The following is a 14,646-nucleotide window of genomic DNA, read 5'->3' on the forward strand; positions in this document are numbered from 1 at the left end:
GGTTTAAATTGGTGACACTCTGTTGATCGTCTTGTCTTCAACATCTTTAAAAATAAACGCCGGCCGCGCATCGGGCATGAGCGTACTCACTTTCACATCATGCATGTCCAACCCCTTTATATGCCGCAGGAAAAATCCCCATGCCGGCATTTTTCCCCAGCGATAAGGCTCCGGATAGTCCTTTTCAAATTCCGGAACATCCCTCTTCGCCAGGTCCGCCGTCCCCCCACCTTTGAAATAGATCCGGATATTGCTCATCTGCAGGTCTTCGATCGGATGCCCCGGCAGACCGCTGATGATACAGCCATGACGCCAGTCCGCATTGTAGATGACGATATCGCTCAGGATGATCCTGCGGCATACGCCCACCGGGATACTGTCCGGTCCGCGCATACGCGCGCCAAGCCGGATAAATATAGGAGAGTTGACGATATCCCGCATCGTGATATTGGAGATCGTCACGTCCTCCAGAATGGCCCCGTCCACCGTCTCGAGCGCCAGCCCCCTCGAATAGTCGAATACACAGTTGCTGATCGTGACGTTCTTAAACCCGCCATTAGACTCCGTCCCCATCTTGATCCGTCCCGTCGTCGTGCTGTCGGAGTACTTGCGCCAGCTCCTCCTGAACGTCCCGTCCAGAAGACTCCCCTCATCATACCCGCTGACCTGGCAATTCGTGACGGTGACATTCTCGGTCGCCTTCGAATAACCCAGCCCAAACGAACTCTTCAGACAGATGCCGTCGTCGAAAGGAGAATTGACAGTACAGTTCGAGACCCGCACATTCTTACAGCAGTCGATATCGAATCCGTCCCGGTCGGTGTCCACCCGCATATTGTCGATGGTCAGATTGTCCACCCCCGTGGCCAAAATAGCAAAATGCCCCCCATGCAGCACCGATACGTCCCGGATGGTCACGTTATGGCACAGCTTCAGCGCGATGGTCTTGTTCCCCCCACCCTCGGGTACATTGGTGCTCCTCGTCAGCCCCTTGCCCCAGATGAGCCCCGGACCCATGATCGAAATATCATGAAGCCCCTCCCCATAGATCAGGCTGTTCTTCCAGTGGCTATGCCCAAAGTCCTGGTACTGATCGTACGGATTGGGCTCCGGCTTGTCATATCCGACCTTGTCGACCGGCGCCGCGGCCACCAGCGTCGCGCCCTGGTCGATATACAGCGAAATATTGCTCTTCAGCCTCACCGTATAGCTGGGATAGTTGCCGGCCGGAAAATAGACCGTACCCCCACCCGCGGCAGCCGCCGCGTCGATAGCCTTATTGATCGCATCGCCGTCGATGGTCGCGCCATCCCCCTTCGCGCCATAATCCCGTACACTGTACCACCCGGCATGGGAAGGGGGCTGGCGATGTGCCATTCTCATCACCAACCCGGCTTTCTTCCCATCATTCTGCAAAAACATACCGCTATGGCCTTGCAGATTTGTCCCGGTAATTGCCATATATGAACTCAAAAGGACAAACAAATTTTTCATACCCGCAAGCAACTACTATTTCCGCCCTCCCGAATTTGTAGTATTGGCAATCTATTCAACTATATTACCCCGGCCTTTCCTATGTATGAAAATTTTCGGAATATTAGGCCAAAAAACGATCTATTATGAATTGGCCATCCCGATTGCTCTTACTCGCGCTGCTCCTCGGAGGCGCAACTACCTTCGCCCAGGACAACAGCCCGGAAACCCTGGTCCGCAAAGTCGCCGACCATATCATCCAAACAACCAGCTTCCGCTTCACCAACACAAAGACGGGAGAGAAATACGAAAGCACCAAAGGCCTCGCCTCCTCACCTGACGTAAAAGCGGAAAGCAAATTCAACAAATGGATGTACGTCAACGGTGTCCTGGCCGTAGGCATGACACAGACCGCTGCCGTCCTCAAAGACGCCAGATATTCCGACTACGCCCGGAAGAACTATGACTTCATCTTCAGCAACCTCGACTATTTCAAAAAGATCTACGACGGCGGAACAACCTCCGTCGAATACCGCCCGGTCATGAAGATCGGCTCCCTCGACGACTGCGGCTCCATGGCCGCCGGCCTTCTCGACGTATACAGCTTTGACAAAAAGCCGGAATACCTCGACTACCTCCGCCGCGTAGGCGACTATATCATCAGCAAACAGGTGAAATTCCCCGACGGAACGCTCGCCCGCAACGGCCCCCGCAAAATGACCCTCTGGGCCGACGACCTCTACATGAGCGTCCCCTTCCTCGCCCGCATGGGAAAAATGACCGGCGATAACTCCTACCTCGACTTCGCCGTCCGCCAGGTCCTCAGCTTCAATCACTATATCTACGACAGCGCATCGGGCCTCTATTTCCACGTGTTCTACAACGACGAGAACACCAACGGCGTCGCGCACTGGGGCCGCTGCAACGGCTGGATAGCCCTCGCACAGTCGGCCCTCCTGGACCAACTGCCCGCCAATCACCCCCAGCGCGAACAACTAAGGAAAATGCTGCTCCGCCAGATCATCGGCTTCTCCCGCTATCAGGACACCTCCGGAATGTGGCACCAGCCTGCTCGACAAACCCGACTCCTATCTCGAGTCTTCCGTAACCGCCATGTTCATTTATACGGTAGCCCACGCCGTCAACAAAGGCTGGATCAGCCCCCACTACCTGTCCATCGCCCTCAATGGCTGGGAAGGCCTGGCGAAGAAGGTAACGGCGGACGGCGAACTCACCGACATCTGCATCGGCACCAACGTCGAAGAGAATATCCGATTCTATTACAACCGCCCCCGCGAAACCAACGATACCCACGGCCTCGGAGCCTTCCTCCTCGCCGGCACCGAACTGGTCCTCGCCAAAGACAAGACCTCGTCCAAATAAGACCAGACCAGCCTCATCCGCCGGCCTGACCGAAGTCATATTTTTTTGGAGGCTCACTGTATAGTATTGCAGTCCACGGGTCCACAACCCGCGGGATCGCTCCGGCCCGCACTATATAACCCTCCTTAAAAAAAATGACATGAAAAACAATTTACCCGCCCTCGTCGCCGGGCTCATCTTATTGGCCGCACCGGCCTGCAAAAAGAACGAAACCGTAAAGGACATCGCAGGGGCAAAATTCTGCCCCATCCTGCAATTGACATCGCTGGACACGGCAATGGGCGGCGGCCCGGCGGCCACCGTCGTCATTCACTATAATGCCGCAGGCAATCCGGTAGAAATGCTGGATTTGTCTCCGGTAAGCCCCAGCAGGGTAAAGGTCGACTGGCACTTCCGCTACGACCGGCACAACCGGTTGACAGACTACCTGATGAATCCGACCCCTTTACCCTCACCTTCGAATGGCACACCTATACCTACCCCTCGGCAAATATCATCGTGGATTCCATGTATGGCGAAAACAACGGCGCGCTGATCACCGACCCAAAACCCAATCCCGAAAGCTTTATGCGGGTAATCACCCACTTCCTGGACTATCAGGGCCGTATCGTAAGGGACGTAACCGATGAGTTCGAGACCGGCAGCATATATACTACCTACTATCAGTACGACGGCAGGGGCAACCTGTTCCGGAGCATCCCCGGATACGACAACGGGCTCAATCCATATCTGACGAATCCGGTCTGGAGATTCGTTTATAAAGACTACAGCATCAACAATCCGCTCAACGAATCAAATTTTCAGCCCCCGTCGTCATCACAAAATACAACGCCATCGGCCTTCCGCAGATCATCCAGAACGTGCACGCAGAAGCCGACCTGTTCACCTATACCTTTCCGGGCGGCGTGAACATCGTCTATGGATGCGACGCGCCGGTGCCGGGAAAACAGGCCTACTAATTCCATAGCGGATCACCCATCGGCCCATAAGCCGGCCCACTGGTCACCGACTGCATCTGCGCCTGCGGTATCGGCCTCAGCGTATCCCTCGGCACGATATTCGCCCGCCCGTCCGAATTGTGCGCCTTCACCCTGACCAGCAGCTGGTGCGTCCTCACCAGATCCCACCACCTCGTCATCTGCCCGCAGAGCTCACGGCTGCGCTCATCCAGTATGAAATCCTGTGAAAGGTTCGAAGCCTGTATATCCATCGCCGCTGCATTCCCCGTCGGATAGGCTGCCCTTTCCCGTACTACATTGATGTATTTCACCGCATCCGGGGCATCCCCCAGATAATACGCGGCCTCGGCAGCGATCAGATAGGTCTCCCCCAACGTCCAGACGATGACGGGGCGAACAGACGGTGCATTCATATCCGGACGACGCGTGTCGATATACTTCTTCATATACGGCCCCATCTGGATATTGTACTTCCTCGGCGGCATCAGCAGATAGCGCGTAGCCGCGATCTTCGCATCGGTAACATCCACCCCGGGCATATAACAGGCCGTATCCCCCAGCGTAAACTTCGGCTTGCCCGCCAGTGACGGATCGACCCCCGCCGGAACGGTCGCCGGCCATTTCGGGATCCCCCGCATTATTACAATACCATACGGTCTGAAAGGTCTTGCTATACCGCGTATCATTCGTCTTGTCGGCAAACACCGTATCCGTCAGCCACCTCGTCGGGATCGCCCGGATATAAGGCCTGCCGTCCAAAATATCCCGCTGCATGCCGGGCACATAGGTCTCGTACTTGGGCACCCACATATGCACCAGCACATTGTCCTGCCCGCTGCTGTTCTGGGTCGGCGAGCCATTGTAGGCAAGGCTGGTCGTATGCTGCACCGTCCAGAGCACTTCCTTATTCGATTCATTCCCCTCCTGGTTGACTGACGCAAAATCCGGCAGCAGCCCCAGTCCCAGCGTGGCGCTGTTATTGATCAGCCCCGTCGCCAGCGTATACGCATTCTGGTAGTCGTCAGACGCGGCGGCAGAAGACCCGCCGCGGGTCAGATAGACCTTCGCCAGCAAATGCGTCGCCGCGGCCGCGGTAGCCTTCCCTGGCAATATCCCGCCCTGCACCGGACTCGCCGGCAATCCCGCGATCGCATCCTTCAGGTCCTGTATGATGAAATTATAGACGTCGGCCTTCGGATCACGCTTGGCCGCCGTCGTCGCCACAGCCTGAAAATGCAGGTTCAGCGTAACATTTCCCCAGAATTGCACCAATACGAAATAATAGTTCGCACGAAGGAACTTCGCCTCCGCCACCATCTCCGCCTTCTGCGTGGCGCTGATACCCGTTATCGACGGGGCATTATCCACCAGCCCGTTGCAGGTGTTGATATATGTATAACAGGAGGTCCAGATCGCAGACACCTTGCCGTCCGCCGGCGTATAGCCGCTGCTGTAATAGTTGACCGCATTCCCCGTACCGTCATTCCCCGTCTGGAACTCGTCGGTCCCGATACAGGCCAGCGTAAATAGATTCTCCGTTCCCCAAAGACTCCGCATCCCGCCATAGGCCGCATCCAGCCCCGACTGAAAACCCTGCGACGTCGTAAAGAACTGCGGGGTCACCTGCGACTGCGGATTTTCGTTCAGCTGCTTACTGCAGGCAGCCAGAACAAGTAACAAAAAACAAAACCTGTATTTCATAAATAGTTTTTTTAAAATCCAATAGTAAGACCAAACAACATCGACCACGACGCCGGCGTATCCAGATTCAGCGTCCCCGCAGTCTCCGGATCGATCCCATGATATTTGTTGCGATAAGGCGAGAAGAAGATAAAGGGATCTTTGGCCGTAGCATAGAACCGTACGGACCGCAGCCCCATCGCCTTTACAAAGGACGCAGGCACCGTATACCCCAGCGTCATACTCCTGATCTTCAGGAAACTCCCGTCGAAATAGCCAAAGGTCGAGTGGTTGGGCGGATTGGTCTGGGCCGATGTCGCAGCCGACCACGCATTCGTAGGATTCTGCGTCGTCCAGTAGGCCACATTCACGTTGTTGTAGTTCCCCTGCATCGTGCTGGCAAACCCACCGCCGTACAAGGTCGAGGAGATCATCCCGCCGATCCTCGCAAAGGCCACCAGCGTAAAGTCGAAATTGCGGTACGCGATACGCTGCGTGGTACCGCCTTCCCACCTCGCCTGCGGAGTACCGACCACCATCATGTCGCCCGCGTCGATCACACCATTGTGGTTGCGGTCCGCGATCTTGGCCTGACCGATCACCGACTTCGTCCCCGTAATGGTCTGCCCCAGCGCCTTCGCGGCAGCCGAGTCCGCGGAAGTAGCCTGCCAGATCCCGGTACGCTGATAGTCATAGTAGGAGCCGATCGTTTTGCCTACAAACCATTTATCCGCAATATCCGCAGGCTTCCCGTCAAGCGTCGTCGTCAGCGTAGGCAGCAGCTGCGTGATCTGTCCCCTGTTGATAAAGAAATTGACGTCGGCCGACCACGACACCTCGTGACTGCTCTTCGCCTGAATGATATCGGCCGCTATATGGATCTCGAAACCCTTGTTCTCGCTCTTTCCCACATTGGTCAGTATCTGGTTCGGGATACCCGCCGTCGGCGGCAGCGTCACGGGCATGATCATGTCCTTGGTATAGGAATGATAAAATTCGACCGATCCCGTTAGCCTGTTTGCAAACAGTCCGAAGTCGACACCCGCATTCGCCGTAGCCGTATACTCCCAGCCCAGCCCCGGATTGGGCGCCGCATTGGGATAAAGTCCGGTTGTATTCGTCGACCCGTAGTTGTAGGTCTGCGTAGTCAGGCTCCCCAGCGTCTGATAGGGACTTATCGACGGATTGCCCACCTGTCCATAGCTCGCGCGAACCCGCAGACTGGACAGCTTGCCGGCGTTCTCCATAAACCGCTCCCGCGAGATATTCCACGCGGCCGCGGCGGAAGGAAAAAGATGATACTTGTTACCCGGAGCCAGCACAGACGATCCGTCCGAACGCACCGTCAGCGTCAGCAGGTATTTATCATTGAACGTATAGTTCAGCCGGCCCATATAGGAGATCAGCGCCCAGGGCCTGAGGCTGTTGTTGTCACTGCTGTTCGTCGCCTGGAAATTGAAACCCAGCGCCGGATTATAATACTGCGCCTGGTCCGACAGCACGCCGGAATAGCTGAAGGTAGTGTTCTGTGTACTATATTTCTGGTAGCTGTACAACCCCGTAAAATTGATCTTATGCTTCTCCGCAATGGTTTTGTCATAGATCAGCAGGTTCTCCAGCGTATAGCTCGTCGTCTCCGTAGTCGCATTCGTCGCAGTCGACTGAACACCCAGATTATTCGTCGTATTCTTCCCGTAGAAATTTCCATAGATATCCGACCTGATCTCCGCACCGCCGTTAAATCTGTATTTCAGACCCTTCCAAAGATTCGCCTCGATATAGATGCTATTGAAGGTACCCAGCCGGTGCCTCTTCTCCACGGACGCCCCCGGCAGAAAATCCGCCAGCGGATTCCACACCTGGTTGGCGCTTCCCGGCAAAAATCCGTTGATCAGCTTGCCCGTGGTGTCATAGGGCGATACCAGCGGACTAGCCCTCAGCGCCTGCCCCATCGGGTTCACGTTCTCCCCCTTCGTATTGGTAAACGTATTCAGCGAGCTCAGCCCCAGCCTGACAAAATTGCCCAGCTTCTGGTCAACACTCAGCTTTACGGTATACCGGTCAAAACCCTGCCCGGGATAAACACCCAGCTCGTGATAATAACCCGCGCCGATAGCATACTGGGTATTGTCCGTTCCACCCTGCAGCCCCACCTGATGATCGGTCATAATACCGGTGCGGTACACCAGCTTCTGCCAGTCGGTGCTGCGCCCCATCGCAATGCCCTGCCGCTCTTCCGGCGCCAGCGCGATAAAGGACCCGTTGATCAGGTTCGGATCGTCCGGCCCCGTGTAGACGCCAGGGTTGCCCATATAGGTCGCCCATTTCTTCAGCTCAAGATACTGCGGCCCGTTCATCATCGGGTATTCACCCAGCCACTCGTAAAGCCGGCATAGCCGCTATAGCTGACGGTCGGCTTCTGCCCCGTACGACCGCGTTTGGTGGTGACAAGGATGACGCCATTGGCGCCCCTCGACCCGTAGATCGCCGTGGACGAAGCGTCTTTCAGCACTTCGACCGAAGCCACATCGTCCTGGTTGATATCGTCGATGCTGCCCTGAAAAGGAATTCCGTCGACGACGATCAGCGGACCATTACCCGCCTTCACGCTACGGCTGCCCCGGATCAGGATGGACGGCGACTGGCCCGGATGGCTCCCGCCACCAGACTTCTGAATATCGATACCCGCCGCCTGCCCCTGCAGCGCACTGGGTCAAATTGGCGGAAGGCACATCCTGGATAGCCTTCGCACTCACCGAGACGATCGCACCCGTGACCTCCGACTTACGCCGGGTGCCATAACCGACGACGACGATCTCGTCGAGACTGCTCCGGCTCTCCGTTAACGAGAGGTTAACCGTCCTGTCCGAATTGCCGACTTTTATCTCCTGGACCTGATACCCTGTATGTGAAATAACAAGTACGCTGTTCCTGGCAACAGAAAGCCGGAAGCTACCATCCTCAGCAGTTGTCGTACCCTGTGTAGTCCCCTTGACTACGATCGACACCCCTGAAAGAGGCGAGCCCCCGGCCGTTATAATTCCATGAACAATGGCTCCCGGCGGAGCTGGGCGAGACAAGGCCTGCCCGATAAGCAGATAGACGGTCAGTATGCAGACATACCGCAGACTTTTCATACGTTCATTTTTAATTGAATAATAGCAATCCTTTAATCCTGCAACATCGCGAAATTTACGCACCTCGGATTTTGCAGAAATTGCATTTTATTCAACTTAATTGGCGTATGATAGTCTTCAAAACTACTTCACTTCAACTTTGATAACAGTAGCCAGCGCATCGGGCATCGTCGGCGGAACATGGATCACCAGCCCATCCGCGCCATTCTCGGTATCCAGCTTCTTGCCCCAGGTGATCAGCGTCGCGCGACGCACTTTGCCTTTGATACCCGGCACAGTCAGCTTGCCATCGACAGGCCATTCGAACACCGACAGATACAGTATCGTATTGCCGCCTTCCATCTTCTGTGTACAACGCCCCCACGCCAGCGGCAGCGGCGGACTCGCTTTCGTACCATAGATGGCCTCGCCATTCGTCTTCATCCAGCCCCCGATCGCCTTCAGCGCGTCAATGCTCGGCTGCGGGATCTCTCCTTCGGCCGTCGGCCCGACATTCAAAAGATAGTTGCCTCCCTTGGAAGCAATATCCACCAGATTGTGGATCAGCGTAGTGGGCGTCTTCCAGTTGTGATCGGATGCCTTGAAACCCCGGTGCCGTTCATCGTCATACAGGTCTCCCAGTCCTTGCCATCCAGCTCGCTGAGATTGGGGATCTTCTGCTCGGGCGTCTTGTAGTCCCCCGGAAAATTGGGACGCTTCAGCCGGTCATTGGTGATGATATTCGGCTGCAGCGCCAGCAACGCATTCAGTTTCGAAGCATACTCGTCGGTCATATCGGTCGGCGTATCCCACCAGAGCACGGCCACATCGCCATAGTTCGTCAGCAGTTCCTTCACCTGCGGCACCGCTACCTTGTCGATGTATTCACCCATCGTCTGCGTGGTCTGGGCAGGATCCCAGTGCCCCTTGTGTTCGGTCGTATAGGCGTCGATCCGCGCACTGTCGGGATTGGCCCATCCCTCCGACGTCACCTTCCGCGAAGCCGCGCCGCCCGGGTTATTCCAGTCCTGCGCCTGCGAATAATAAAAGCCCAGCTTCATCCCGTACTTGCGGCAGGCCTCGGCCAAAGGCTTCAGCAGATCGCGGCCATAAGGCGTCGCATCGACCACATTCCACCGGCTCGCCCTGCTGCCGAACAACGCAAAGCCATCGTGGTGCTTCGCCGTGATCACGATATACTTCATCCCCGCATCCTTCGCCATCTTCACCCACGCATCCGGATCATACTTAGTCGGATTAAATCTGTTGGCGACCTGGTGGTACTCCGCCACCGGTATCTTCCCCCTGTTCATGATCCACTCCGCCGCCTTCCCGATAGTGTGCCCGTCATACTCCCCGCAAGCTGGGCGTAAACGCCCCAGTGGATGAACATACCGAACCTTGCATCCCGCCACCACGCCATCCTCGAATCAGAATTTGCTTGTTGTGCCATCGCTCCACCCGAAGCCAGCAGCACGCATAAAAATAAGATCGTTAGTTTTTTCATATAATAACACCGTTATTTACTTGTTTTGTGAACGCTTCAGCGCTTCCAGATAATAATAGTCCGCATAGTTCAGCGGCACATCCACCTCCGAATTGCTCGGCTTGCCACCCGTACTGTGCAGCAATATAAACCCTTTATTGCTCCCGGCCGGCGCCCGGTAATGGTCCGTCAGGCTGACCAGCATGGCATCCGCCGCCGAACGATATTCCACTCCACGAACACTATACCCGCTCAGCTCATACAAGCCCGACGCCGCCACCGCAGCGGCCGATGCATCCCTGGGCTCGCCTGCCCGCGCCGCGCTATAGTCCCAGTACGGCACCCTGTCCTCCGGCAGGTGGGACAGAATAAAAGAAGCAATATGCTCCGCCTGAGCCAGATACCGCGGATCACGAGTATATCGGTAGCACATGGTATAGGCGTACAGACCCCAGGCCTGGCCGCGCGCCCACGCCGAAGAGTCATTCGCCCCCTGCCAGGTCATCCTTCGCCTGATCTGCCCCGTCACCGTGTCATAATCGACCACATGGAACGAACTGTAATCCGCCCGGAAATGATTCTTCATCGTCGTATTCGCGTGCGTCACCGCAATCTTATAGAACGAAGAATCCCCCGTCAGCCTCGTCGCCTCGAACAACAGCTCCAGATTCATCATATTGTCGATGATCACCGGATACATCCACAACTCCTTGTGATGATCCCAGCTCCGGATACAGCCGATCTTCGGATTGAACCGCGTCGACAAGGTCTTCGCCGATTCGATGATTATGTCGCGGTAGGCCGCATCCCGCGTCAGCCGCCAGCCCGTTCCATAGCTGCAGAAGATCTTGAAACCCATATCGTGCGTCCCGCCGTTGGTCTTCTCCACCTCCATCGGCGCCGTATAGCTCTTCGCCAGATCCTCCCACTCCTTCTTCCCCGTAAACCCATACAACATCCACAGCTCGCCCGGGAAAAACCCGCTCGTCCAGTCCTTCGATCCAACCGCTTTCAGCTGACCGTTCTCGATCGTACGCGGCGAGAAAGCCCCGCCATTACTGCCTTTACGCGCAGCCAGACTATCCAGCAGCACCCTGGTCTGCCCTTCCGCATCCGCCACCACCTTGCCGACGTCGACCGGCGACTTCCCAAACCAGACCAGCGGATGACGCACCGGCAGATTGCGGATCACCTCCGCGCCCGAAGGCTGATGATTCAGCCGCGCCCATAAATCCAGCCAGTCCTCACGCCCCAGCGCCACTCCGCCAAAGGCCAGCGCAGGCTGCGCCACCGGCCACTCGTCCCAGTGCATGACGTCCTGCTTAAAAGGCCATTTGTTCTTATCGGATATGTACGGATATAACCAGGCGATCCCCTTCCCGATATTTCTGCCATCCGGCGTCTGATAGTGCCACAGATCATTGCCGGGCCCCGACAACAACTGGCAAATGGTCGCCATCGCATCCAAATTGAACAGCGAATACCCGTAGGGCTTGGTCCGCCGCAGCTCCTGCGGGAAACTCCCGTCTGCCGCCATCTGGTTGGGCAGCAAAACATTCTTATACCGCTCGCGGCAAAACTCCATCAACTGCACATCCCCCGTGAATTTTGCAAACGCAGACACCTGCATCACCCAGCAGGTGCCATGGTTGTTTGCCGCATTCATCTCATCCCTTCCATACGGATGCGTCGTCAGCCAGATCAGATAGCGCGAAAACCAGGCCTTCACCTCCGCAATCAACCCGGCATCGACCGCCCCGCCCATCGTTTCCAGTCCCTCCACCACCTCCATCAACTGTATCGTATCGATGATGCCGATACCCCTTCCCGTCGCCCTGCCCTTAATGGCCTGAGCATACTCAAGACTCGGATTCATCATCGTCGCCGTATCGACGAACCAGGCCCGCACATGCTTCATCGCCTGCCTGGCGTACCGCGCATCGCCAGTTAGCCGGTAGGCGGACGCCAGCGCACCCACCACACGGCTCAGCCGGATCATCGCCTCGCGGTGAGCGGTAAAATTAGCCGGATTGGTCTCGCCGTCCCGCTGGATATAGGGGCTGTCGGCGGACACCGGATTTGGCCACCAGTAGTCCCCCTCCGAAAAGAAATCGTGCCGCGTCCCAGCGCTTCGCGGAGAATAGCTCGCCGTAACCGTGACGGGCGACTGCTTCATCGCCCAGCCGGCCTCGGCCATCACCGGCTTCTTCAGCGCGGCCAGTAATAAGATCGGTGTTATCGGGTCCATATTAAGAGTTCTGTTTTAATTCCTTCGCTTGCTGCACTGACGACAAAATGCTGCCCTTCCACATGGATGATCGCCACACCATTGAATGCCTGGACCTTCCGGCTGCCCGTCGAAGTTCCCAGATCATCGATCAGCCTTCCGTCCCCCGCCAGTCCCCAATGGATCCAGTTCGCCGCATCCAGACAACGCACACCCTTCCCGTCAAGCACCTCCACCCTCACCGTGCTGTCATCCATTTTCTCCAGCCGAAGCCTCGAAGGCTTACCCCATACCGCCGTTTGATAAACGAATCGGACAGTATCCTCTACCCGCGCATCTCCCTTCCGCGCCACCACCCGAACCCAATTCTCCCCCGGCTGAAACACCAGCTTCCACCGGAGACCGGCCGCAGGGAAGTCCTGTGAATTGCGATGCCTCACTCCGTAGCTCTTCCCATTCAGGAACAACTCGGCCTCGGGAGCATTCGAATAGACCTTCACCATTTTCTCCTCCCCTTCCTTACCCCACCGCACCGGCCAGCTATGTCCGTAAATATGCGCCATCAGCCTGGTCGTCCAGTAAGACTGAAATACAAAATACGCTTCCTTCTTCGTTCCATCCCTTTCGACTACCCCCTTCTGATTGACATACGGTACCGGATTTTCCGGCCGCAGCGGCGTCGAAAAATCCTTATACACCCACTGCGCCGCCCCCGTCAGCCAGGGCATCGTCTCCTGCTCCTTCAAATGCCAGTCGATCAGATTACAGATATAGGTCTCGCTCCAGTCCCCATCCTTCGACACCCGCGCAGCCCCGCCATACAATGACGCGTCTCCGGTGCGCTCATCCGTCCCCTGCCCCGTCCGCACACTCAGCAACGCCTTGTCGGGATTTTCTGAGTGCCGTCCCGCATGACTGTCCCCGCCCCACTCCATATGCAGAAAATGCGGCACCTTCTTAAATTCTTCTTCGGTCGAAGACTTGTACTCCGTATAGACTCCGCGGTACCACCCTGCCCATATTGACGGCGAATACACATCGGGAATATCGGCGCAGAAATCACAGCGCCGAATCGCCGTCTTACGCAAAGGGTCCAGCGCATGCGCCAGACTGTTCAGCCGCTTCATAAAATATCTGATCGAATCCTTACTGAACTCCGGAAAATCCCCCGGCCAGTCGTTCTCATTTCCCAATCCCCAGATGATCACCGCCGGATGATTATAGTGCTGATTGATCATATTGCTCATCATCCGCAACGCCTGCTGCTGATAGACCGGCCCGCCGAGACCTCCCCTGCACCAGGGTATCTCCTCCCACACCAGTATCCCCAGACTGTCACAAAGATTTAGAATGATACGCGACTGCTGATAGTGCGCAAGACGAATAAAATTTACCCCCATCTCCTTCATCTGTATCATCTCCGCCCGCATCAGCTCTTCCGTCATCGCGGCGCCCAGACCCGCATGGTCCTCGTGCCGGTGCGTGCCGCGGATCAGCAGACGCTGACCGTTGAGAAAGAACGGACCGTGGTCCTTAAATTCATAGTTCCGGAAACCAAAGGAAACCTTCTTCGTAAAATCTTTTAAACTTAGCTCCAAAGTATACAACACGGGATGATCCACCGACCATACCCGCGGTTCCCGTACGAGAAAACCAGCGTCCCCGTCAGCCACCTTCACCACCTTCCCCGACGGATCGATCAGCCTCACCTTCACCTGCTCAGCCACAGCCTGACTCAACAAACTCCTCACCCTCACCCTGCCCTCCCTGAGCGACGGCTCCAGCACGGCATTCACCAACACATTATCGATCCACACGGCAGGCACATACTCCAGATCCAAATACCGGTAGAGCCCCCCATACACCGTAAAATCTGACATCGAAGACGGTATGCGCTGAACATCCCTCGAATTATCACAACGAACCGACACCGGTACCCGCCCCCCGAACCGCCGAAACGCAGCAGTGTCTTTTTCGAAGGCAGCCACGGCATCCGTAATGTCCACCGTCCACTCATCGTACCCCCGACATGCGAACCCACCTTCGTAGTATAAACATAGACGTCCGTGCTCTGTCCCGCCCCCTCAAAATGCAACAGTGTATGTCCCCCCGCATAGGGATTCCTCAGCTCCAGCCGCGTCCGGTACCACGCCGGCCCCTGATAATAATTGACGTCCGGATCGACCCCGTCCCGCGCATTCATACAGTGCGGCAGACGCACCGGTTTCCAGACCGGCACCCCCCGGATCACCCGGCGCCGACGGCCGGACGGCCTCCCACACGCCGCCCAGATCGCTGCGAAGGAATTCCCATCCATCGTTC

Annotated in this window: 13 protein-coding genes and 1 pseudogene; 3 read left to right on the plus strand and 11 right to left on the minus strand. The window is 56.5% G+C overall.

Annotation, left to right across the window (positions count from 1 at the left end):
- Positions 1–3 precede the first annotated feature (3 nt).
- Complete coding sequence (locus ACQ86N_RS24755) at positions 4–1,422, minus strand: rhamnogalacturonidase (protein WP_431209376.1); 1,419 nt, start codon at positions 1,420–1,422, stop codon at positions 4–6.
- A 197-nt stretch (positions 1,423–1,619) separates the two neighbouring features.
- Between ACQ86N_RS24755 and ACQ86N_RS24760 the strand changes: the two genes are divergently transcribed.
- The 3 genes from ACQ86N_RS24760 to ACQ86N_RS24770 all read left to right on the plus strand — a co-directional run bounded on the left by ACQ86N_RS24760 (position 1,620) and on the right by ACQ86N_RS24770 (position 3,765).
- A complete protein-coding gene (locus ACQ86N_RS24760) occupies positions 1,620–2,885 on the plus strand; it encodes a glycoside hydrolase family 88/105 protein (RefSeq protein ID WP_431209377.1) in 1,266 nt (421 codons plus the stop codon).
- A 110-nt stretch (positions 2,886–2,995) separates the two neighbouring features.
- Positions 2,996–3,391 carry a hypothetical protein gene (locus ACQ86N_RS24765; protein WP_431209378.1) on the plus strand — a complete coding sequence of 132 codons (396 nt, stop codon included), beginning with the start codon at positions 2,996–2,998 and terminating at the stop codon, positions 3,389–3,391.
- Entirely contained in the window at positions 3,364–3,765 is a 402-nt protein-coding gene (locus tag ACQ86N_RS24770) for a hypothetical protein (protein ID WP_431209379.1), read from the plus strand. Before ACQ86N_RS24765 ends, ACQ86N_RS24770 begins: the two co-directional genes overlap by 28 nt.
- Positions 3,766–3,811: 46 nt before the next feature.
- Here the strand turns inward: ACQ86N_RS24770 and ACQ86N_RS24775 are convergent, their stop codons facing one another.
- From ACQ86N_RS24775 to ACQ86N_RS24820, 10 genes and pseudogenes are all read right to left on the minus strand, one after another.
- A complete protein-coding gene (locus tag ACQ86N_RS24775; RefSeq protein WP_431217585.1) occupies positions 3,812–4,501 on the minus strand; it encodes a RagB/SusD family nutrient uptake outer membrane protein in 690 nt (229 codons plus the stop codon).
- Positions 4,502–4,928: 427 nt separating this feature from the next.
- Positions 4,929–5,516: pseudogene (locus ACQ86N_RS24780) on the minus strand (RagB/SusD family nutrient uptake outer membrane protein); the annotation flags it as partial.
- Between the two features lie 11 nt (positions 5,517–5,527).
- A complete protein-coding gene (locus tag ACQ86N_RS24785; protein WP_431209380.1) occupies positions 5,528–7,855 on the minus strand; it encodes a SusC/RagA family TonB-linked outer membrane protein in 2,328 nt (775 codons plus the stop codon).
- Positions 7,852–8,199 carry a TonB-dependent receptor plug domain-containing protein gene (locus tag ACQ86N_RS24790; RefSeq protein WP_431217586.1) on the minus strand — a complete coding sequence of 116 codons (348 nt, stop codon included), beginning with the start codon at positions 8,197–8,199 and terminating at the stop codon, positions 7,852–7,854. Before ACQ86N_RS24790 ends, ACQ86N_RS24785 begins: the two co-directional genes overlap by 4 nt.
- Positions 8,105–8,632, minus strand: a complete 528-nt coding sequence (locus ACQ86N_RS24795; RefSeq protein WP_431209381.1) for a carboxypeptidase-like regulatory domain-containing protein — start codon at positions 8,630–8,632, stop codon at positions 8,105–8,107. Before ACQ86N_RS24795 ends, ACQ86N_RS24790 begins: the two co-directional genes overlap by 95 nt.
- A gap of 123 nt (positions 8,633–8,755) precedes the next feature.
- Complete coding sequence (locus tag ACQ86N_RS24800) at positions 8,756–9,163, minus strand: alpha-L-fucosidase (RefSeq protein WP_431209382.1); 408 nt, start codon at positions 9,161–9,163, stop codon at positions 8,756–8,758.
- An 11-nt stretch (positions 9,164–9,174) separates the two neighbouring features.
- Positions 9,175–9,924 carry an alpha-L-fucosidase gene (locus ACQ86N_RS24805; RefSeq protein ID WP_431209383.1) on the minus strand — a complete coding sequence of 250 codons (750 nt, stop codon included), beginning with the start codon at positions 9,922–9,924 and terminating at the stop codon, positions 9,175–9,177.
- Positions 9,921–10,118: an alpha-L-fucosidase gene (locus tag ACQ86N_RS24810; RefSeq protein ID WP_431209384.1), complete on the minus strand. Its 198-nt coding sequence runs from the start codon at positions 10,116–10,118 to the stop codon at positions 9,921–9,923. The genes ACQ86N_RS24805 and ACQ86N_RS24810 overlap by 4 nt, the downstream gene beginning before the upstream one ends.
- Before the next feature lie 16 nt (positions 10,119–10,134).
- Positions 10,135–12,345: an alginate lyase family protein gene (locus tag ACQ86N_RS24815; RefSeq protein ID WP_431209385.1), complete on the minus strand. Its 2,211-nt coding sequence runs from the start codon at positions 12,343–12,345 to the stop codon at positions 10,135–10,137.
- The gene (locus ACQ86N_RS24820; RefSeq protein WP_431209386.1) at positions 12,333–14,330 is read right to left on the minus strand and encodes a glycoside hydrolase family 2 TIM barrel-domain containing protein; all 1,998 of its coding nucleotides are present in this window, start codon (positions 14,328–14,330) and stop codon (positions 12,333–12,335) included. The genes ACQ86N_RS24815 and ACQ86N_RS24820 overlap by 13 nt, the downstream gene beginning before the upstream one ends.
- Between the last annotated feature and the right edge of the window lie 316 nt (positions 14,331–14,646).

This window comes from Puia sp. P3, assembly GCF_050632245.1.
Lineage (GTDB): Bacteria > Bacteroidota > Bacteroidia > Chitinophagales > Chitinophagaceae > Puia.

What these genes read in the sequence shown, in the direction of transcription:
- ACQ86N_RS24755 (WP_431209376.1), bottom strand. Translation starts at nt 1,422, where the DNA reads ATGTTTTTGCAGAATGATGGGAAGAAAGCCGGGTTGGTGATGAGAATG.
- ACQ86N_RS24760 (WP_431209377.1), top strand. Translation starts at nt 1,620, where the DNA reads ATGAATTGGCCATCCCGATTGCTCTTACTCGCGCTGCTCCTCGGAGGC.
- ACQ86N_RS24765 (WP_431209378.1), top strand. Translation starts at nt 2,996, where the DNA reads ATGAAAAACAATTTACCCGCCCTCGTCGCCGGGCTCATCTTATTGGCC.
- ACQ86N_RS24770 (WP_431209379.1), top strand. Translation starts at nt 3,364, where the DNA reads ATGTATGGCGAAAACAACGGCGCGCTGATCACCGACCCAAAACCCAAT.
- ACQ86N_RS24775 (WP_431217585.1), bottom strand. Translation starts at nt 4,501, where the DNA reads ATGATACGCGGTATAGCAAGACCTTTCAGACCGTATGGTATTGTAATA.
- ACQ86N_RS24785 (WP_431209380.1), bottom strand. Translation starts at nt 7,855, where the DNA reads ATGATGAACGGGCCGCAGTATCTTGAGCTGAAGAAATGGGCGACCTAT.
- ACQ86N_RS24795 (WP_431209381.1), bottom strand. Translation starts at nt 8,632, where the DNA reads ATGAAAAGTCTGCGGTATGTCTGCATACTGACCGTCTATCTGCTTATC.
- ACQ86N_RS24805 (WP_431209383.1), bottom strand. Translation starts at nt 9,924, where the DNA reads ATGAACAGGGGGAAGATACCGGTGGCGGAGTACCACCAGGTCGCCAAC.
- ACQ86N_RS24810 (WP_431209384.1), bottom strand. Translation starts at nt 10,118, where the DNA reads ATGAAAAAACTAACGATCTTATTTTTATGCGTGCTGCTGGCTTCGGGT.
- ACQ86N_RS24815 (WP_431209385.1), bottom strand. Translation starts at nt 12,345, where the DNA reads ATGGACCCGATAACACCGATCTTATTACTGGCCGCGCTGAAGAAGCCG.